Annotated in this window: 19 protein-coding genes; 13 read left to right on the forward strand and 6 right to left on the reverse strand. The window is 59.0% G+C overall.

Annotated features, from left to right (window positions below):
* Nucleotides 1-261: 261 nt before the first annotated feature.
* The gene (locus tag ACQ4OE_RS13775; RefSeq protein ID WP_430946944.1) at nt 262-1,482 is read right to left on the reverse strand and encodes a CaiB/BaiF CoA transferase family protein; all 1,221 of its coding nucleotides are present in this window, start codon (nt 1,480-1,482) and stop codon (nt 262-264) included.
* Nucleotides 1,483-1,495: 13 nt separating this feature from the next.
* Entirely contained in the window at nt 1,496-2,677 is a 1,182-nt protein-coding gene (locus ACQ4OE_RS13780; protein WP_430946945.1) for an acyl-CoA dehydrogenase, read from the reverse strand.
* Between the two features lie 158 nt (nt 2,678-2,835).
* Between ACQ4OE_RS13780 and ACQ4OE_RS13785 the strand changes: the two genes are divergently transcribed.
* The 10 genes from ACQ4OE_RS13785 (at nt 2,836) to ACQ4OE_RS13830 (ending at nt 12,731) form a co-directional block, all read left to right on the forward strand.
* Nucleotides 2,836-3,735, forward strand: coding sequence for a LysR family transcriptional regulator (locus ACQ4OE_RS13785; RefSeq protein WP_430946946.1), 900 nt, complete (start codon nt 2,836-2,838; stop codon nt 3,733-3,735).
* Between the two features lie 434 nt (nt 3,736-4,169).
* Nucleotides 4,170-5,291: a Re/Si-specific NAD(P)(+) transhydrogenase subunit alpha gene (locus ACQ4OE_RS13790; RefSeq protein ID WP_122593222.1), complete on the forward strand. Its 1,122-nt coding sequence runs from the start codon at nt 4,170-4,172 to the stop codon at nt 5,289-5,291.
* A 15-nt stretch (nt 5,292-5,306) separates the two neighbouring features.
* Complete coding sequence (locus tag ACQ4OE_RS13795) at nt 5,307-5,627, forward strand: NAD(P) transhydrogenase subunit alpha (protein ID WP_003187417.1); 321 nt, start codon at nt 5,307-5,309, stop codon at nt 5,625-5,627.
* The gene (locus ACQ4OE_RS13800) at nt 5,627-7,060 is read left to right on the forward strand and encodes an NAD(P)(+) transhydrogenase (Re/Si-specific) subunit beta (RefSeq protein ID WP_430946947.1); all 1,434 of its coding nucleotides are present in this window, start codon (nt 5,627-5,629) and stop codon (nt 7,058-7,060) included. The genes ACQ4OE_RS13795 and ACQ4OE_RS13800 overlap by 1 nt, the downstream gene beginning before the upstream one ends.
* A gap of 215 nt (nt 7,061-7,275) precedes the next feature.
* Nucleotides 7,276-8,769: an acetyl-CoA hydrolase/transferase family protein gene (locus tag ACQ4OE_RS13805; protein WP_122593220.1), complete on the forward strand. Its 1,494-nt coding sequence runs from the start codon at nt 7,276-7,278 to the stop codon at nt 8,767-8,769.
* A 321-nt stretch (nt 8,770-9,090) separates the two neighbouring features.
* Nucleotides 9,091-9,306 carry a DUF1127 domain-containing protein gene (locus ACQ4OE_RS13810; protein ID WP_007911656.1) on the forward strand — a complete coding sequence of 72 codons (216 nt, stop codon included), beginning with the start codon at nt 9,091-9,093 and terminating at the stop codon, nt 9,304-9,306.
* 375 nt (nt 9,307-9,681) lie between these two features.
* Nucleotides 9,682-9,999 (forward strand): DUF2388 domain-containing protein, encoded by a 318-nt coding sequence (locus tag ACQ4OE_RS13815; protein WP_007953908.1) that lies wholly within the window; start codon nt 9,682-9,684, stop codon nt 9,997-9,999.
* A gap of 108 nt (nt 10,000-10,107) precedes the next feature.
* Nucleotides 10,108-10,425 carry a DUF2388 domain-containing protein gene (locus ACQ4OE_RS13820; RefSeq protein WP_064389771.1) on the forward strand — a complete coding sequence of 106 codons (318 nt, stop codon included), beginning with the start codon at nt 10,108-10,110 and terminating at the stop codon, nt 10,423-10,425.
* Nucleotides 10,426-10,452: 27 nt separating this feature from the next.
* Nucleotides 10,453-10,773, forward strand: a complete 321-nt coding sequence (locus ACQ4OE_RS13825; protein ID WP_007911662.1) for a DUF2388 domain-containing protein — start codon at nt 10,453-10,455, stop codon at nt 10,771-10,773.
* The gene (locus tag ACQ4OE_RS13830; RefSeq protein ID WP_430946948.1) at nt 10,770-12,731 is read left to right on the forward strand and encodes a DUF4105 domain-containing protein; all 1,962 of its coding nucleotides are present in this window, start codon (nt 10,770-10,772) and stop codon (nt 12,729-12,731) included. The genes ACQ4OE_RS13825 and ACQ4OE_RS13830 overlap by 4 nt, the downstream gene beginning before the upstream one ends.
* A 47-nt stretch (nt 12,732-12,778) precedes the next feature.
* Here the strand turns inward: ACQ4OE_RS13830 and ACQ4OE_RS13835 are convergent, their stop codons facing one another.
* From ACQ4OE_RS13835 to trpB, 3 genes are all read right to left on the reverse strand, one after another.
* On the reverse strand, nt 12,779-13,234 hold the full coding sequence (locus tag ACQ4OE_RS13835) for an anti-virulence regulator CigR family protein (protein WP_430946949.1): 456 nt from the start codon (nt 13,232-13,234) through the stop codon (nt 12,779-12,781).
* 122 nt (nt 13,235-13,356) lie between these two features.
* Nucleotides 13,357-14,169: a tryptophan synthase subunit alpha gene (trpA, locus tag ACQ4OE_RS13840; protein WP_122593214.1), complete on the reverse strand. Its 813-nt coding sequence runs from the start codon at nt 14,167-14,169 to the stop codon at nt 13,357-13,359.
* Nucleotides 14,169-15,416 (reverse strand): tryptophan synthase subunit beta, encoded by a 1,248-nt coding sequence (gene trpB / locus ACQ4OE_RS13845; RefSeq protein ID WP_430946950.1) that lies wholly within the window; start codon nt 15,414-15,416, stop codon nt 14,169-14,171. Before trpB ends, trpA begins: the two co-directional genes overlap by 1 nt.
* 114 nt (nt 15,417-15,530) lie before the next feature.
* Between trpB and ACQ4OE_RS13850 the strand changes: the two genes are divergently transcribed.
* Nucleotides 15,531-16,448, forward strand: coding sequence for a LysR family transcriptional regulator (locus ACQ4OE_RS13850; protein WP_430946951.1), 918 nt, complete (start codon nt 15,531-15,533; stop codon nt 16,446-16,448).
* On the opposite strand, the gene ACQ4OE_RS13855 is transcribed toward ACQ4OE_RS13850, so the two are convergent.
* Nucleotides 16,421-16,747: a DUF883 family protein gene (locus ACQ4OE_RS13855; RefSeq protein WP_007911686.1), complete on the reverse strand. Its 327-nt coding sequence runs from the start codon at nt 16,745-16,747 to the stop codon at nt 16,421-16,423. The genes ACQ4OE_RS13850 and ACQ4OE_RS13855 overlap by 28 nt on opposite strands.
* Nucleotides 16,748-16,904: 157 nt before the next feature.
* On the opposite strand from ACQ4OE_RS13855, the gene ACQ4OE_RS13860 reads away from it, so the two are divergent.
* Nucleotides 16,905-17,120, forward strand: coding sequence for a dodecin (locus ACQ4OE_RS13860; RefSeq protein ID WP_122593208.1), 216 nt, complete (start codon nt 16,905-16,907; stop codon nt 17,118-17,120).
* A gap of 128 nt (nt 17,121-17,248) precedes the next feature.
* Complete coding sequence (locus tag ACQ4OE_RS13865; RefSeq protein WP_053116405.1) at nt 17,249-17,473, forward strand: DUF1161 domain-containing protein; 225 nt, start codon at nt 17,249-17,251, stop codon at nt 17,471-17,473.
* The last annotated feature ends 16 nt before the right edge of the window (nt 17,474-17,489 follow it).

The raw sequence follows: 17,489 nt of genomic DNA on the forward strand, positions 1-17,489 counted from the left end.
TGCTGTCAACACCTCTTTTTCAACTTCCTTTCGGCTTCGATAAACTGAAGCAACCTGCTGCCGAAACCTAAATAACTCATTGAATCTCAAGGAGTTTTCCGTTTCGACTGCGCCGGAAGTGGGGCGAATTATAGACATCTGAAATCTGCCGTCAACCGTTAATTTCGCTTTTCTTTCAATCACTTGCAGATTGGTTAAATAACGACCAAATGCACCTATATATAGGAAGCAAACGTGATCCCTTCTATATAGAGGGGATCTTTAGAGCACCCCAGCCGCCTTCAACTCAGCGACCGCTCCCGCGCCCAAGCCCAGCACACCTTGAAGAACCTCCAGCGTGTGCTCACCTAAAAGAGGAGGAGCGCGCCGGTATTCAACCGGCGTCTGCGACAAGCGGATAGGGCTGGCCACCTGCGGCACCATCCCGGCCAATGCGTGCGGCAGCTCTATCGCCAGACCACGCGCCTTCACCTGCGGATCCTCGAACACCTGCGACAGATCATTGATCGGTCCACAGGGCACGCCCGCCTGCTCCAGTTCGGCGACCCACTCGGCAGTCGTCTTGAATACCGTCGCCTGGCGGATCAGCGGAATCAACACCGCCCGGTTCGCCACCCGTAGCTTGTTAGTAGCGAAACGCGGATCGTCAGCCCACTGCGGCTGCCCCGCCACTTCGGCAAACTTGCGGAACTGCCCGTCGTTGCCCACGGTAAGAATGAAGTCGCCGTCGGCCGTAGGAAAGTCCTGATAAGGCACGATGTTCGGATGCGCATTGCCGAGACGCTTTGGCGGATTGCCCGTGGTCAGATAATTCATCGCCTGGTTGGCCAGACACGCCACCTGAACATCCAGCAAAGCCATATCAATGTGCTGACCACCGCCGTCATGATCGCGATGGGCCAACGCTGCCAGAATCGCCACCGTCGAATACAGGCCGGTGAGAATATCCGTCAACGCTACACCGACCTTCACCGGCCCGGCACCTTCATCACCCTCAGATCGACCAGTCAGACTCATCAGCCCGCCCAGCCCCTGGATCATGAAGTCATAACCAGCACGCTTGGCATACGGCCCAGTCTGGCCGAACCCGGTAATCGAGCAATAGATCAGGTTCGGATTGATCGCCTTCAGCGATTCATAGTCCAGCCCGTACGCCGCGAGACCACCGACCTTGAAGTTCTCGATAAGAATATCGGACTTCAAAGCCAGCTCACGCACCAGCTTCTGCCCCTCAGGACGCGTAAAGTCGATGGTCACCGATTGCTTGTTGCGGTTGGCCGACAGGTAATAAGCCGCCTCTGACGTGTTCTCGCCGTAAGCGTCTTTAAGGAAGGGCGGCCCCCAGGCGCGAGTGTCGTCACCGTTGCCGGGGCGCTCGACCTTGATCACCTCGGCGCCAAGGTCGGCGAGGATTTGCCCGGCCCACGGCCCGGCCAACACTCGCGATAGATCCAGTACCCGCAGATGCGACAGCGCGCCCATGGTCGCTCTCCTATTAATAGAACGCCTGCAGACCGGTTTGCGCACGCCCGAGGATCAGCGCGTGAACGTCGTGAGTCCCTTCGTAGGTATTCACCACTTCCAGATTGACCAGGTGACGCGCCACGCCGAACTCATCGGAGATACCGTTACCGCCGAGCATGTCGCGCGCCATACGGGCGATATCCAGCGACTTGCCGCAGGAGTTGCGCTTCATGATCGAAGTGATTTCGACTGCAGCCGTGCCTTCATCTTTCATCCGCCCCAGACGCAGGCAGCCTTGCAGCGCCAGCGTGATCTCGGTCTGCATGTCGGCCAGTTTCTTCTGGACCAATTGGGTCGCGGCCAATGGGCGTCCGAATTGCTGACGATCCAGCGTGTACTGGCGAGCGGTGTGCCAGCAGAACTCGGCAGCGCCCAGTGCGCCCCAAGAGATGCCATAGCGTGCAGAGTTGAGGCAGGTGAACGGACCTTTCAGGCCGCGCACGTCCGGGAAGATGTTCTCTTCCGGCACGAACACGTTGTCCATGACGATCTCACCGGTGATCGATGCACGCAGGCCGACCTTGCCGTGAATCGCCGGAGCGCTGAGACCTTTCCAGCCTTTTTCCAGCACGAAGCCACGAATGTCGCCGGCATCGTCTTTGGCCCAGACCACGAACACATCGGCGATCGGGCTGTTGGTGATCCACATTTTTGCGCCGGTCAGGCTGTAACCGCCGTCGACTTTACGAGCACGGGTAGTCATCGCGCCTGGGTCGGAACCGTGGTTCGGCTCGGTCAGGCCGAAGCAACCAATCCATTCGCCGGACGCCAGTTTCGGCAGGTATTTCTGTTTCTGCGCTTCGGTGCCGAATTCGTTGATTGGCACCATTACCAGCGATGACTGCACGCTCATCATCGAGCGGTAGCCGGAGTCGACGCGCTCCACTTCCCGAGCAATCAGGCCGTAGCTGACATAGTTGAGGCCACTGCCACCGTACTGCTCTGGAATGGTCGCGCCCAACAGGCCGACTTCGCCCATTTCGCGGAAGATTGCCGGATCGGTTTTCTCATGGCGGAAGGCTTCGAGGACACGCGGTGCGAGGCTCTGTTGAGCGAACTGCTCGGCGGTGTCGCGGATCATGCGCTCTTCTCCAGTGAGCTGTTGATCCAGCAGCAGGGGATCGATCCAGTTGAAGCTAGCTTTACCGCCCATGAGTGTGCCCTCGCAAATCGGGTGAATTAACGTGGCATTGATCCTAGGCGCGGTTCGCCATCGCGGCAAACGAGGATTTCGCATTCTGTTGTGCTAATTTCTCACTCCGAAACGTCGCAAAATGCTTTTTATGCGGCGCATTAGTGAGGTAGACGTACATGCGCAGAAAGATTCCCAGCACTACCGCCCTGATCAGCTTCGAGGCCGCCGCGCGGCACGAGAGCTTTACCCGCGCCGCTGAAGAACTTTCCCTCACCCAAGGCGCGATTTGCCGACAGATTGCCAGCCTCGAGGACTTCCTCAGCGTGGAACTGTTTCGACGCTCACGGCGCGGAGTGAAGCTGACCGAGGCAGGACTTTCCTACAGCCGCCGCGTTGCCACACAACTCGATGCGGTTGAGCGCGACACGCTCTCGGTGATGGGCCAGCAGGGCACCAATGTGATCGAACTGGCGGTCGTGCCGACGTTCGGCACGCAATGGCTGCTGCCGCGTCTCAAGGATTTCCAACTCAAGCACCCGGAAGTCACGGTCAACCTGACCAACCGCACCCGGCCCTTCCTGTTTGCTGACACTGAATTCGATGCGGCGATCTATTTCGGCGACGCTGACTGGTCGGGTACCGAATCCCACAGACTGATGGGCGAAAATCCGATGCCGGTGTGTAGCCCCGCCCTACTCGGCAACAAGACGCTTCTCACAGCCGGCGAAATTGCCGAGCTACCGTTGTTGCAGCAGACCACTCGCCCGTACGCCTGGCGACAGTGGTTCAACTCGCAACACCTGAATATCCCGCGCGACATGACAGGCCCACGCTACGAGCTATTCTCCATGCTCGCCCAAGCAGCCATGCACGACATGGGCATCGCACTGATTCCACCGTTCCTGATTCAGCGCGAGTTAGCCGAGAAGCGCTTGGTGATTGCCAACCCGCAAGCACTCTCCAGCATCAAGGCCTATTACCTGATGATTCCCGAACGAAAGGTCGAATCAGCGTCATTAAAGGCATTTCGTGACTGGCTGGTAATTCAGGCGCAGAGCTACAGCCTAGAAGGATGAAGGCTTACAGCAATACCTAACCCCGTAGTCAGAAAATCAAAATCCCTACAGATATAAGTATTTGTCGCTATTCAGCAGACTGTGTCCGAAAGTCGTACAGACGTCCCACAAGCGCCTGAAGACGTGGCTTTGAGCCTGCATGGACGACACATTGCTGCCTATTCACGCCACCGATGAGAAATATTTTCATAATCGGCCACAATCCTTTTAACGCACGGCCTGCAAGGGATTCAGCTGGCCATCTGCGACATTCGGTCACGGCATGACTTGTAGTTAATTTTCCGTCACCCGTCATAATCCCTTGAAGGGCATAAAGTTCGCCTGCAAAATGCCGCGCCCCGCCCTGATTTGGCGGGATCGTGCTGATCGGCCGCCCCAGTCGCACCATCCGTAGTGCATGGGTTTACTCAATAAGATCACGCAGGAGATTTGACGTGCACATTGGTGTTCCTCTCGAAACCCAGACCGGTGAAACACGGGTTGCTGCAACCCCGGAAACCATTAAAAAGCTGATCAGCCAAGGTCATAAGGTCACTGTGCAAACCGGCGCCGGCGTTAAAGCCAGCGTGGTCGACAGTGCCTATGAAGCAGCAGGCGCAACCATTGGCAGTGCCAATGACGCGTTTGGTGCCGAGCTGATTCTCAAAGTGGTCGCCCCAAGCGATACCGAACTGACGCTGATCAAGCGCGGCGCGGTGCTGGTGGGCATGCTCAACCCGTTCAACAACGAAACCATCGCGAAGATGGCCGAGTGCGGCATTACCGCGTTCGCCCTTGAAGCGGCGCCGCGCACCTCGCGCGCGCAGAGTCTCGATGTGTTGTCGTCGCAGGCGAACATTGCCGGCTACAAGGCTGTGCTGCTGGCCGCTCACCACTATCCGCGCTTCATGCCGATGCTGATGACCGCTGCGGGTACCGTGAAAGCGGCGCGCGTGCTGATTCTCGGCGCCGGGGTGGCCGGGTTGCAGGCGATTGCCACGGCGAAACGTCTGGGTGCGGTGATCGAGGCGTCTGACGTGCGTCCGGCGGTGAAAGAGCAGATCGAATCCCTCGGCGCGAAGTTCGTCGACGTGCCGTACGAGACCGATGAAGAGCGTGAATGCGCGGTCGGTGTCGGCGGTTACGCGCGACCAATGCCGGCGAGCTGGATGCAGCGTCAGGCCCAGGCCGTGCACGAGCGCGCCAAACAGGCCGACATCGTCATCACCACCGCGTTGATTCCGGGCCGCAAGGCACCGACGCTGTTGAGCGCGGACACCGTGGCGCAGATGAAACCGGGTTCGGTGGTCATCGACCTCGCAGCGGCTCAGGGTGGCAACTGCCCGCTGACCGTGGCTGATCAGGTCGTGGTCGAGAATGGCGTGACCATTTGCGGCCCGACCAACCTGGCCGGCGAAGTCGCTGCAGACGCTTCGGCGCTGTACGCACGCAACCTGCTGGACTTCCTCAAGCTGGTGTTCACCAAAGAAGGCCAGTTCGACGTCAACCTCGAAGACGACATCGTCGCCGCGTGCCTGATGTGCCGCGACGGCCAAGTCATCCGCAAAAACGCCTAAGCAGGGATTCAGACGATGGAAGAGCTTATCTCCCCCGGTATCTACAACCTGATCATCTTCGTGCTGGCGATTTATGTCGGTTACCACGTGGTCTGGAACGTTACACCTGCGCTGCACACGCCGTTGATGGCGGTAACCAACGCCATCTCGGCGATCGTGATCGTCGGCGCCATGCTGGCCGCCGCACTGACCGTCACGCCGCTGGGCAAAACCATGGGTACCCTCGCCGTGGCACTGGCGGCGGTCAACGTGTTCGGTGGCTTCCTGGTCACCCGCCGCATGCTTGAGATGTTCAAGAAGAAAGCCCCGAAAGTAAAAGAAGAGGCGCCGAAGTAATGAGCATGAATCTCGTCACGACGCTCTACCTGATCGCGTCGATCTGCTTTATCCAAGCCCTCAAAGGCCTGTCGCACCCGACCACCTCGCGGCGCGGCAACCTGTTCGGCATGCTCGGCATGGCGTTGGCCATTCTGACTACCGTCGGCCTCATCTATAAGCTCGGGGCTGAGCTCGCGACTGCCGGTATCGGCTACGTGATCGTTGGCCTGCTGGTCGGCGGCACTGCCGGTTCGATCATGGCCAAGCGCGTTGAAATGACCAAGATGCCGGAGCTGGTGGCCTTCATGCACAGCATGATCGGCCTTGCGGCAGTGTTCATTGCCATCGCCGCTGTGGTGGAGCCGCAATCTCTGGGTATCGTTAAACAGCTGGGCGACTCGATCCCGACGGGCAACCGTCTGGAGCTGTTCCTCGGCGCGGCCATCGGCGCGATCACCTTCTCCGGTTCGGTAATTGCGTTCGGCAAGCTGTCGGGCAAGTACAAGTTCCGCCTGTTTCAGGGCGCACCGGTACAGTTCGCCGGCCAGCACAAGCTCAACGCCGTGTTGGGCCTGGCAACGCTGGCACTCGGCCTGACTTTCACGTTCACCGGCAACCTCACCGCGTTCGCGCTGATGCTGGCGTTGGCGTTTGTGATGGGTGTGCTGATCATCATCCCGATCGGCGGCGCGGACATGCCGGTGGTGGTGTCGATGCTCAACAGCTATTCGGGCTGGGCGGCGGCAGGTATCGGTTTCTCGCTGAACAACTCGATGCTGATCATTGCCGGTTCGCTGGTGGGTTCGAGCGGTGCGATCCTCTCGTACATCATGTGCAAGGCGATGAACCGTTCCTTCTTTAATGTACTGCTCGGCGGTTTCGGCAATACAGCCGATGCGGGCCCGGCCGGCGCGAAAGAAGCCCGTCCGGTGAAATCCGGTTCGGCTGACGACGCAACCTTCCTGCTGACCAACGCCGACACCGTGATCATCGTCCCGGGCTACGGTCTGGCGGTAGCACGTGCGCAGCACGCGCTGAAGGAATTGACCGAGAAGCTGACCCACCGGGGTGTGACCGTCAAATACGCGATCCACCCGGTGGCCGGCCGTATGCCGGGGCACATGAACGTTCTGCTCGCCGAGGCTGAAGTGCCTTACGACCAGGTGTTCGAGATGGAAGACATCAACTCCGAGTTCGGTCAGGCCGATGTGGTCCTGGTGCTCGGCGCGAACGACGTGGTCAACCCGGCCGCGAAGAACGATCCGAAATCGCCGATTGCCGGCATGCCGATTCTCGAGGCGTTCAAGGCCAAGACCATCATCGTCAACAAGCGCTCGATGGCCAGCGGCTATGCCGGTCTGGACAACGAGCTGTTCTACCTGGACAAGACCATGATGGTCTTCGGCGACGCGAAGAAAGTCATCGAAGACATGGTCAAAGCGGTCGAGTAACACCCCCGCCGCAATACCGAACGCCCCGACTTGTCGGGGCGTTTTTGTTTGCGCAAACAACCGGACAATTTGCCGCGTTGTTGCAGATCCGGTAACGGTGTTTTACTTGAAACCCGCTAAATAGACGCCTCGTTTGCGACCTTGGTAGCGGGACAGGCGCCCGCCAAATTCACTAGACTGCGCATCCTGCTACTCGCTTCCCGAGATAATAATCCATGTACCGTGACCGTATTCGCCTGCCTTCGTTGTTGGACAAAGTGATGAGCGCCGCCGACGCAGCCGCTCTGATTGAGGACGGCATGACCGTTGGCATGAGCGGCTTCACCCGCGCCGGCGAAGCCAAGGCTGTTCCTCACGCACTGGCCGAGCGCGCCAAGGTCACGCCGCTGCAGATCAGCCTGATGACCGGCGCTAGCCTGGGCAACGACCTCGACAAGCAACTGACCGAAGCCGGCGTACTCTCGCGGCGCATGCCGTTCCAGGTCGACAGCACCTTGCGCAAAGCGATCAACGCCGGCCAAGTGATGTTCATCGACCAACACCTGTCGGAAACCGTCGAGCAACTGCGCAACCAGCAACTGAAGCTGCCGGACATCGCAGTCATCGAAGCCGTGGCCATCACCGAACAAGGCCACATCGTCCCGACCACGTCGGTGGGCAACTCGGCGAGCTTCGCGATTTTCGCCAAACAGGTGATCGTCGAGATCAATCTGGCGCACAACGCCAACCTCGAAGGCCTGCATGACATCTATATCCCGACTTACCGCCCGACGCGCACGCCGATCCCCCTGGTAAAAGTCGATGATCGTATTGGCAGCACGGCGATTCCGATTCCGCCGGAGAAAATCGTCGCCATCGTCATAACTCAGCAGTCGGATTCGCCGTCGACGGTTTCAACGCCGGACGTCGATACCAACGCCATCGCCGAGCACCTGATCACCTTCTTCAAACAGGAAGTCGACGCCGGGCGCATGACCAACAAGCTCGGCCCGTTGCAGGCCGGCATCGGCAACATTGCCAACGCGGTGATGTGCGGCCTGATCGATTCGCCGTTCGAAGACCTGACCATGTACTCCGAAGTGCTGCAGGATTCGACCTTCGACCTGATCGACGCCGGCAAGCTGAGTTTTGCTTCGGGCAGCTCGATCACTTTGTCGGAGCGCCGCAACAGCGACGTGTTCGGCAATCTGGAGAAGTACAAGGACAAACTGGTGCTGCGCCCGCAGGAGATCTCCAACCACCCGGAAGTGGTTCGTCGCCTAGGCATCATCGGCATCAACACGGCGCTGGAGTTCGACATCTACGGCAACGTCAATTCCACTCACGTCTGCGGCACGCGGATGATGAACGGCATCGGTGGCTCGGGTGACTTTGCGCGCAACGCGCATCTGGCGGTGTTCGTGACCAAGTCGATCGCCAAGGGTGGCGCGATTTCCAGCGTGGTGCCGATGGTCAGCCACGTTGACCACACTGAACATGACGTCGACATTCTGGTAACCGAAGTGGGTCTGGCCGACTTGCGCGGCCTGGCGCCACGGGAGCGTGCGCGGGTGATTATTGATAACTGCGTGCACCCGGACTTCCGCCAGGCCCTGAACGATTACTTCACGGCAGCCTGTGCGATCGGTGGTCACACGCCGCACATCCTGCGTGAAGCGTTGAGCTGGCACATGAATCTGGAAGAAACCGGGCGCATGCTGGCGGTGTAATTCACACAGATAAACCGCTGGCGCAAACACAGTTTGCGTCAGCGAGCTTCCGATACTCTCCCGCCTTACAAAAACTGTACTGCTGTACCGGTCTTTTCCTACAGCAATCACCTACCTTACAGACTGAATTGAGTGAAAATGCACCACTTAAGTGCGGACAGGTACAGTTTGCCCAATTTCGACCCGTACACCGCCTATAAACAGTTAACTGGTCACTCACAATACAGTTGAACTGTATCTAGAGAGACTAGGCAAACGAGAGGATCATGGGCACCAGTCAAACCACTACCTGATCCCGCCACAAGCGGAAGGATGTCAACCATGGAACGTACACTCAGTTCCGAACTGTTCTTCGAAGACAAAGCTGTAAACACCCAGGCTTCCCTGCCTCTGCGCGTTATCGCCAACCTGATGTTGTGGCAGCGCCGCATCTCCAGCCGCCATCAACTGGCTCGTCTGGATTCGCGTCTGCTGGCTGACGCCGGTATCAGCGAAGCACAACGCTACGAAGAGCTGAGCAAGCCGTTCTGGCGCTAATCAGCGTCGCTGGCTCTGGTCGTTAGACCCACCGCCAGCAACCCGAATTGAACAAGCAAAACCCGTCGTGGGAAACCACGACGGGTTTTGTCGTTTTGGCCTCTTAAAAACCTAAAACAGTACAGTTCACATAACTCAAACAAAGACCATTACAATTTCAGAAGCTGTCGAAGACTGCGATCTTTAGATCTTGAAAATCCAAAACAAAAGATCGCAGCCTTCGGCAGCTCCTAAGGTTTTTCGTCTGGATGCTGGTTTGGCGTTCGAATGTGAGCCTAATATCCATGCAGAACGTGGCGAATGCTGTGTCACTGGCGTCTGACTCCTCAGATACCGAGCCACCTCTCAATACGGTTTATCCACAGGAGTTACTCTATGTCCCGTCTTCGCCTGCTCAGCGCCGCCGCCTTGCTGGCCGTGGCAGCCAACGCCAGTGCCACCAGCTTCATCGTCACCACCGACGCCGTTGTTGGCGCATTGAAGTCCTCTTCGGACGCCACCTCCGACGTCACTTCGTCGTTCCGTGACGACAAAATCGTTCTCGCCGCCCGTGACGACGCGGCCAGCTTCGTCGCCAGCGAAGGCGAGATCCGTGGCGTGAAACTGGAAAGCGCACTGGATCACATCCGCCACCAGGCGCCACAACTGAACGCGACCGACGCGCAGCTGGCTCAAGCCATCCTGACGATCTAAGCGATTCCAGGCATCTCGGGGCACGTCCAACGTGTCCCGATGTTTCGGCGCTGGCTCTGGCCCGGGCATTGCGCTAGCCTTTGGACTCGCCAACAGTTACCGAGTCCAATGCGCTTCCTTCCAAATCTACTGATCCCTTCCGTATTGTTCACCGCCTGCTGGGCGACGTCGGTCGATGCCTTTGACGCTTTCAATGCGTCGACGCAAGGCACTGTCGTCAGTGGTTACGCCACCAGCATGGTGTCTTCCGCCCCTTTCGACCGTAAACTGCTGCTCGCGGCTCACGATGATGCCGCCGCGTTCGTGGCCACTGACGGTGAATGGCGAGGCGCGAGGCTCGAATCAGCGCTGCATTACCTGCGCAAAACCCGGCCAAAACTTCATGTCAGCGACCTTGAACTGGCAGAGGCAATTCTCGTCCAATAGCTATCCCTGTCCCTTCGGAGTCGTTCCATGCGTAGCCCGCTGATTGCTGCCGCCCTTGGCCTGTTTTTGTTGGCCGACGTGGCCCAGGCGCACACCCTGGTAGCCACCAGTAACATCATCGTTCGCGCCTCCCAGCGCACCATCGATTTCACTTCCGACACCACTACGTCGATTCGCGACTCGAAAATCATCCGCGAAGCGCACGACGACGCCGCCAGTTTCGTCGCTACTAACGGCGATATCCGTGGCGCGCACCTGGAAGCAGCGCTCAACACCCTGCGCACTCGTGTGCCGGAAGCGCGCGATGCCAGTGATCAGGTACTCGCCGAAGCCATCCTCGCACTGTGAGGTCACTCGGCACCTGGCTGCTGGCCGGGGCGTTGTTGTTGCTTGGCAATAGCGCCCACGCCGGCCTGCAATTGCGGCTCAAGACCGACGGTTTGAGCCCCGCCCAACAACAGGCCAGCCAGGCGCTGATCGATGAGGCAATGCAGAAACTGCCGCCAAGCTTTATCGAGCGACTGGATCGACGGATCGATGTCGGCTGGACCGACGACATGCCCGGCAATGCCTACGGCCAGGCCACGCTGGTTTCCGAGCTCGATCTGAACCGCAAACTGCTCGCCGGCCTCACCGACGGCAGCGCGGCCAAAGAGAAAACCAATCGCCCCCACGGCACGGTGCGCGAGGAAATGCTCGCTACCGTGCTGCACGAAATCACCCATATTTACGACCGCGCGCGCCTTTGGCCAACGGCCGAACGCACGCTGATTCAGCGATGCACCCGGCGTTTCAATAGCGCCGGGCTGATCGGCATTCCTGACGAATGTCGTGGCCAGAACGGTCGCCGCTTCACTCTCAGCGATGACCCACGCCTGCTTGACCTCGCCGGTTGGCAGCAATACGTCGGCCGTCGCGGCGAGCGTGAGCAGCACAACCGCCAGATCGCCCGCAGCCCCGACCTGTACGAAATCTCCAGCCCGAAAGAGTTCGTCGCGGTCAACATGGAGTATTTCCTCCTCGACCCGAGCTACGCCTGCCGCCGTCCGGCGCTGTATCGCTATTACCAGCAACACTTCGGGTGGGCGCCGCCGGCCAAGGACACTTGCAGCAAGACCTTTGCGTTTTTAAACGCCGGTAACGACTTCGCCAAACAACCTTTGGGCCAAGTCGATCCCGAGCGGGTTTACGCCGTCGACTATCTGCTGGCCGAGGCCAATCAGAACTGGGTCAGCCGCTGGGGCCACAGCATGTTGCGCTTGGTCATCTGCGCACCGGGCCGTCCACGCGGGCCGGATTGCCGGCTGGATCTCGATCAGCATCTGGTGCTGTCATACCGCGCCTTCGTCGGTGATGTGCAGCTGTCGAGCTGGGACGGATTGGTCGGCAAATACCCGTCGCGGCTGTTCGTGTTGCCATTGGCGCAAGTCATCGACGAATACACCAAAACCGAATTGCGCAGCCTCGCCTCCGTACCGATCAACCTGTCCCGGGACGAGATCGAAGGCGTGGTCGAACACGCCGCTGAAATGCACTGGAGCTACGACGGCAACTACTTCTTCCTCTCCAACAACTGCGCGGTGGAAGGCCTGAAGCTGTTACGCAGCGGCAGCAACAACACGCAGTTCGTGGGTCTGGACAGCATCATGCCCAACGGCTTGCTGGAAGTGATGAAGGGCCGTGGTCTGGCGGACACCAGCGTGCTGGATGATCCAAAAGAGGCGCTGCGTCTGGGTTATCGTTTCGACTCGTTCCGCGATCGCTATCAAGCGATGTTCGATGTGCTGAAGAAACAACTGCCGATCAAGCAGAACACCGTTGAAGAATGGCTTTCGCTCACCGCAGAAGAACGTCGTGAGTGGTTCGAACGTGCGGATCTGCGCACCAGCGCCGCGTTGTTGTTGCTGGAACAGGCGAGTTATCGACGGCAGTTGTTGTTGGCCCAGGACGAGGTCAAGCAGCGTTACCTCGGCGCGCGCGAGCTGGAAAACGGCGGCATGGACAAGGCCAATGCGACCTTGCAGGAAATCCTCGCCAACAGCGGCTTCCTCAGTCGTCCGGCGGAACTGCTCGATAGTCGCGGTTACGGACTGCCGCAGCCGAGCGAGTTCAAGCGACTGGAAGATGAAAGCAGCCAGCGGCAGAAAAAGCTGCTGGTGCTGTCCGGTGATCTGGACGCAGAAGTGCGCAAGTTGCTGGAGCCGAAACGCGCTGCAGAGATCGCCGCCAGCGAGGAAAATGTGAAGCAGATAGGCGCGCATTTGCGCAAATTGCACAAAGCCTCGGGCGGACTGGAATTGCCCTGAAAAAAAGATCGCAGCCATTGGCTGCGATCTTTTTTATTGCTTGCAGATCAGTACAAAACCCCATCCAGAATTTCGTAAACGATCCCGGTGCCCACCGCGATCAGCACGATATCGCCCCCGGCCCGGCGCCATTCGTAGCCCGGATATACCGGCAAACGACCCAACGCACGACCATCCAGGCGCTCACCGTAATACCCATGTGGCAACGGCCGGCCGCGCTCCAGATGAATCCCCGGAGGTGGCGGTGCACCGCGGACAAAATAGCCATGATTGTCGCGAATAGTCTGGCGCACCGGGCCGAAGTCGCGCGGTGGCGGGCCACCACGGTGGTTGTTCTGCGGGCCGCGGTGATCATCACCATGGTTGTCTCCGCGGTTGTCGTGTTGGCCCTGCTGCGGGCCGCCGTGGTCGTGATCGTCGCGCGGATCAGCGCTGGCCAGCAGCGGAGTCGCGCTGATCATCAGCACGCCCAGTCCGGCAAGCAGACGTTTCGGCATTTTCATCGGGTCTTTCCTCACGGCACAAACAGCAAAAAGGGATTCAGAACGTGGTTCTGAATCCCTCGGTCTTGCTCGATTAGTCTGTGCTTTGAGGTGCTAATTCCTCTGTATCAGGAACTTTACCTTCAGCTGACGCGGGCCTTACGCACGCCCTCGGAGAGTGCCGAGCACAGGCCCAGCACGCCGTCGATGGCTTGAGCCGGGGTGGTCGCATTGGCGATGTGATCGATCAACGCCGAGCCCACCACCACACCATCGGCCAGACGCGCGATGGCCGCCGCTTGCTCCGGGGTACGGATACCGAAACCGATGCTGATTGGCAGATCGGTATGACGACGCAGACGGGTCACCGCCTCTTCAACGTGTTCCAGGGTCGCGGCGCCCGCACCGGTCACACCGGCCACCGACACGTAGTAAACGAAACCGGAGCTGCCATTGAGCACTTTCGGTAGACGCGCATCGTCAGTAGTCGGCGTGGTCAGGCGAATGAAGTCCAGACCGGCAGCCTGCGCCGGATCGCACAGCTCGGCGTTATGCTCAGGCGGCATGTCGACCACGATCAGGCCATCGACACCGGCCTCTTTCGCATCAGCAATGAAGCGCTCAACGCCATACATGTGGATCGGGTTGAAGTAGCCCATCAGCACCAGCGGCGTGTCGCTATTGCCCTCGCGGAACTCGCTAACCATTTGCAGGGTTTTCAGCAGGTTCTGCTTGGCGCCCAAGGCACGGATGTTCGCCAGTTGAATCGCCGGGCCGTCGGCCATCGGGTCGGTGAACGGCATGCCCAGTTCGATCACGTCGGCACCGGCACCCGGCAAACCTTTGAGGATCGCCAGCGAGGTGTCGTAGTCCGGATCACCGGCGGTGACGAAGGTCACCAGCGCGGCGCGATTCTGTTCTTTGAGGTCGGCAAAACGGGTTTGCAGGCGGCTCATCAGTGTTTCTCCTGCTTGGATGGCTCTTGTTGAGAGTTTTCCATGTGATGCATGACGGTCTGCATGTCTTTGTCGCCACGGCCCGACAGGTTGACCACCATCAGGTGATCCTCCGGCAGCTTCGGTGCGCGTTTGAACACTTCAGCCAAGGCGTGGGCGCTTTCCAGGGCAGGAATGATCCCTTCCAGGCGGCAGCATTTGTGGAACGCATCCAGTGCTTCGTCGTCAGTCACCGAGGTGTATTGGACGCGACCGATGTCATGCAACCATGCGTGTTCCGGGCCGATGCCTGGGTAATCGAGGCCGGCGGAAATCGAGTGGGCGTCGATGATCTGGCCGTCGTCGTCCTGCAGCAGGAACGTACGGTTGCCGTGCAGAACACCCGGAACGCCGCCATTCAGGCTCGCTGCGTGCTTGCCGGTTTCGATGCCGTAACCGGCGGCTTCAACACCGATGATCTCAACGCTCTTGTCGTCGAGGAACGGGTGGAACAGGCCCATCGCGTTGGAACCGCCACCGATGCACGCCACCAGACTGTCCGGCAGACGACCTTCCTGAGCCTGCAACTGATCGCGGGTTTCCTTGCCGATGACGGCCTGGAAGTCGCGAACCATTGCTGGGTAAGGATGTGGGCCCGCCACGGTGCCGATCAGGTAGAAGGTGCTGTCGACGTTAGTCACCCAGTCACGCAGGGCTTCGTTCATCGCATCTTTCAGGGTGCCGGTGCCGGCAACCACCGGAATCACTTCAGCGCCCAGCAACTTCATACGGAAAACGTTGGCCTGCTGACGTTCGATGTCAGTGGTGCCCATGTAGATCACGCAATCCAGACCGAAACGGGCGGCAACGGTGGCAGTGGCCACGCCGTGCATGCCGGCGCCGGTCTCGGCGATGATGCGTTTCTTGCCCATGCGCCGTGCCAGCAGAATCTGGCCGATGCAGTTGTTGATCTTGTGCGCGCCGGTGTGGTTCAGCTCTTCACGCTTGAGATAGATCTTCGCGCCGCCGCAGAACTCGGTCAGGCGTTCAGCGAAATACAACGGGCTCGGACGTCCGACGTAGTCACGCTGGAAGTAGGCCAATTCTTCTTTGAATGCCGGATCTTCCTTGGCCGCTTCGTATTCGCGGGCCAGATCGAGGATCAACGGCATCAGGGTTTCCGCCACGTAGCGGCCACCGAACGAGCCGAACAGGCCGTTATCGTCCGGGCCATTACGCAGATCAGAGGTGTTCGAAGTCTGGGTCATGATTCGCTCCAGGTGAATTCGGGTCAGAAGACAATGACAACCACTCTACCCCTGACCTTCTATGCTGAAAACCGATAAGATCGCCACAACCTGTCAGGAAAACTCACAGATACCATGAGCCACGACCTTCCCCCGCTGAACGCCTTGCGTGCGTTCGAAGCCACCGCCCGGCTGAACAGCGTCAGTCAGGCCGCCGAGCAGCTGCACGTCACCCATGGTGCAGTCAGTCGGCAGCTCAAGGTGCTCGAAGAACACTTGGGCGTGAGCCTTTTCGTCAAGGACGGGCGCGGCTTGAAACTCACAGATTCCGGCATGCGTTTACGTGATGCCAGCGGCGAGGCGTTTGACCGGTTGCGCAATGTTTGTGCCGAATTGACCCAAAGCAGCGCTGATGCGCCGTTCGTACTCGGCTGCTCCGGGAGCCTGTTGGCACGCTGGTTTATCCCACGCTTGGGCCGCTTGAATGCCGATCTGCCCGACCTGCGTCTGCATCTGTCGGCGGGTGAAGGCGATCTCGATCCTCGACGCCCGGGACTGGATGCCTTGCTGCTGTTCGCCGAGCCACCATGGCCGGCAGACATGCAGGTTTACGAATTGGCTGCCGAGCGCATTGGGCCGGTGATGAGTCCGCTGTTCGGCGGCTATAAAAACCTGCAAGCAGCGCCCGCTTCAGCATTACTTGGTGAACCGTTGCTGCACACCACCTCGCGGCCACAAGCCTGGCCAAGCTGGGCACAGCAAAGCGACCTCGACGCGAAAGCGCTGAAGCTCGGGCAAGGTTTCGAGCATTTGTATTATTTGCTGGAAGCAGCAGTGGCCGGTCTCGGTGTGGCGATCGCACCGGAGCCATTGGTGGCGGAAGATTTGAAGGCCGGTCGCCTGGTTGCGCCATGGGGCTTCTGTGAAACCCCGGCGCAACTGGCGTTGTGGCTACCCAAGCGCGCCGCAGACGGGCGCGCTCGGCAACTGGCGCAATGGCTCAAGAATGAGCTGCGCCAGAGCGATCACTCGCCGCGCTTGAACAGCAAGTAAGCGGCCAGCAAACCGATCGCACCAACCGCTACACCGGCGGTTGTCCACGGATGTTCCTGGGCGTAATCACGAGTGGCAATGCCGGTCTCGCGGGTTTTCACTTTGACTTCTTCATAGGCATCGCTGAGCAGGTGACGCGAATGTTTCAGCGCACTTTCGGCGTTGCTTTTCAGCGCCTTGAGGGTCTTGCGCGACTCGTCCGAAGCGTCGTCCTTCAGGCTTTCCAACGACTTGAGCAGACTCTCGATCTCGGCTTCCATGCTTTGCAACGAGGCTTTACGTAAAGAGGTGTTGGCCATGGTGGCTCTCCTGCATTGGTGATGAGTGGCGTGTGTTGTTTGGGACTTCAGCGGTTTGAGAAAGTGCAGAAAATCTGAACTTCGCCTGCTCAGCGCCGCCGAAATCAACAGTGCAGATTCACTGCTAGTCTCAATTCCACACGCCAAGGAGTTCGTTATGAGTGACCATCACACGTACAAGAAAGTCGAGCTGGTAGGTTCGTCCACCACTACCATCGAAGACGCCATCAACAACGCGTTGGCCGAAGCCAACAAGACCATTCGCAACCTGGAATGGTTTGAAGTCACCGAAACCCGTGGTCATATCGAAAACGGTAAGGTTGCGCACTTTCAGGTGACGTTGAAAGTCGGCTTCAAGATTGCCAGCAGCTGAGTTTGGTCTAGTCTTCTGAACTTGCGCGCTGGCCGAGTGCCATAGGAATGGCAAAGCGCTACAGGGTGAGCGCATCGGGTGGATAGCTCGATGCCCGCCTCTTTCAATCCGACCAGGGAGTGCGACCGATGAAGAAGTTTATGTTGGCTGTAGGTTTGTTGAGCCTTGCGGGTGGTGCGTTTGCTGCCGGTAAGCCATGTGAAGAGCTGAAAAGCGAGATCGCAGCGAAAATTGATGCCAAAGGCGCTTCCGGGTATTCGCTGGAGATTGTCGACAAGGGCGCAGATGCTGGCGCTAAAGTTGTTGGCACCTGCGAAGGTGGCACCAAGGAAATCGTCTACAAGCGCGGTTGATTGCGCCTGAAATACG

It is taken from the genome of Pseudomonas sp. WC2 (assembly GCF_050586545.1).
Classification (GTDB): domain Bacteria; phylum Pseudomonadota; class Gammaproteobacteria; order Pseudomonadales; family Pseudomonadaceae; genus Aquipseudomonas.

What these genes read in the sequence shown, in the direction of transcription:
- ACQ4OE_RS13775 (WP_430946944.1), bottom strand. Translation starts at nt 1,482, where the DNA reads ATGGGCGCGCTGTCGCATCTGCGGGTACTGGATCTATCGCGAGTGTTG.
- ACQ4OE_RS13780 (WP_430946945.1), bottom strand. Translation starts at nt 2,677, where the DNA reads ATGGGCGGTAAAGCTAGCTTCAACTGGATCGATCCCCTGCTGCTGGAT.
- ACQ4OE_RS13785 (WP_430946946.1), top strand. Translation starts at nt 2,836, where the DNA reads ATGCGCAGAAAGATTCCCAGCACTACCGCCCTGATCAGCTTCGAGGCC.
- ACQ4OE_RS13795 (WP_003187417.1), top strand. Translation starts at nt 5,307, where the DNA reads ATGGAAGAGCTTATCTCCCCCGGTATCTACAACCTGATCATCTTCGTG.
- ACQ4OE_RS13800 (WP_430946947.1), top strand. Translation starts at nt 5,627, where the DNA reads ATGAGCATGAATCTCGTCACGACGCTCTACCTGATCGCGTCGATCTGC.
- ACQ4OE_RS13805 (WP_122593220.1), top strand. Translation starts at nt 7,276, where the DNA reads ATGTACCGTGACCGTATTCGCCTGCCTTCGTTGTTGGACAAAGTGATG.
- ACQ4OE_RS13810 (WP_007911656.1), top strand. Translation starts at nt 9,091, where the DNA reads ATGGAACGTACACTCAGTTCCGAACTGTTCTTCGAAGACAAAGCTGTA.
- ACQ4OE_RS13815 (WP_007953908.1), top strand. Translation starts at nt 9,682, where the DNA reads ATGTCCCGTCTTCGCCTGCTCAGCGCCGCCGCCTTGCTGGCCGTGGCA.
- ACQ4OE_RS13820 (WP_064389771.1), top strand. Translation starts at nt 10,108, where the DNA reads ATGCGCTTCCTTCCAAATCTACTGATCCCTTCCGTATTGTTCACCGCC.
- ACQ4OE_RS13825 (WP_007911662.1), top strand. Translation starts at nt 10,453, where the DNA reads ATGCGTAGCCCGCTGATTGCTGCCGCCCTTGGCCTGTTTTTGTTGGCC.
- ACQ4OE_RS13835 (WP_430946949.1), bottom strand. Translation starts at nt 13,234, where the DNA reads ATGAAAATGCCGAAACGTCTGCTTGCCGGACTGGGCGTGCTGATGATC.
- trpA (WP_122593214.1), bottom strand. Translation starts at nt 14,169, where the DNA reads ATGAGCCGCCTGCAAACCCGTTTTGCCGACCTCAAAGAACAGAATCGC.
- trpB (WP_430946950.1), bottom strand. Translation starts at nt 15,416, where the DNA reads ATGACCCAGACTTCGAACACCTCTGATCTGCGTAATGGCCCGGACGAT.
- ACQ4OE_RS13850 (WP_430946951.1), top strand. Translation starts at nt 15,531, where the DNA reads ATGAGCCACGACCTTCCCCCGCTGAACGCCTTGCGTGCGTTCGAAGCC.
- ACQ4OE_RS13855 (WP_007911686.1), bottom strand. Translation starts at nt 16,747, where the DNA reads ATGGCCAACACCTCTTTACGTAAAGCCTCGTTGCAAAGCATGGAAGCC.
- ACQ4OE_RS13860 (WP_122593208.1), top strand. Translation starts at nt 16,905, where the DNA reads ATGAGTGACCATCACACGTACAAGAAAGTCGAGCTGGTAGGTTCGTCC.
- ACQ4OE_RS13865 (WP_053116405.1), top strand. Translation starts at nt 17,249, where the DNA reads ATGAAGAAGTTTATGTTGGCTGTAGGTTTGTTGAGCCTTGCGGGTGGT.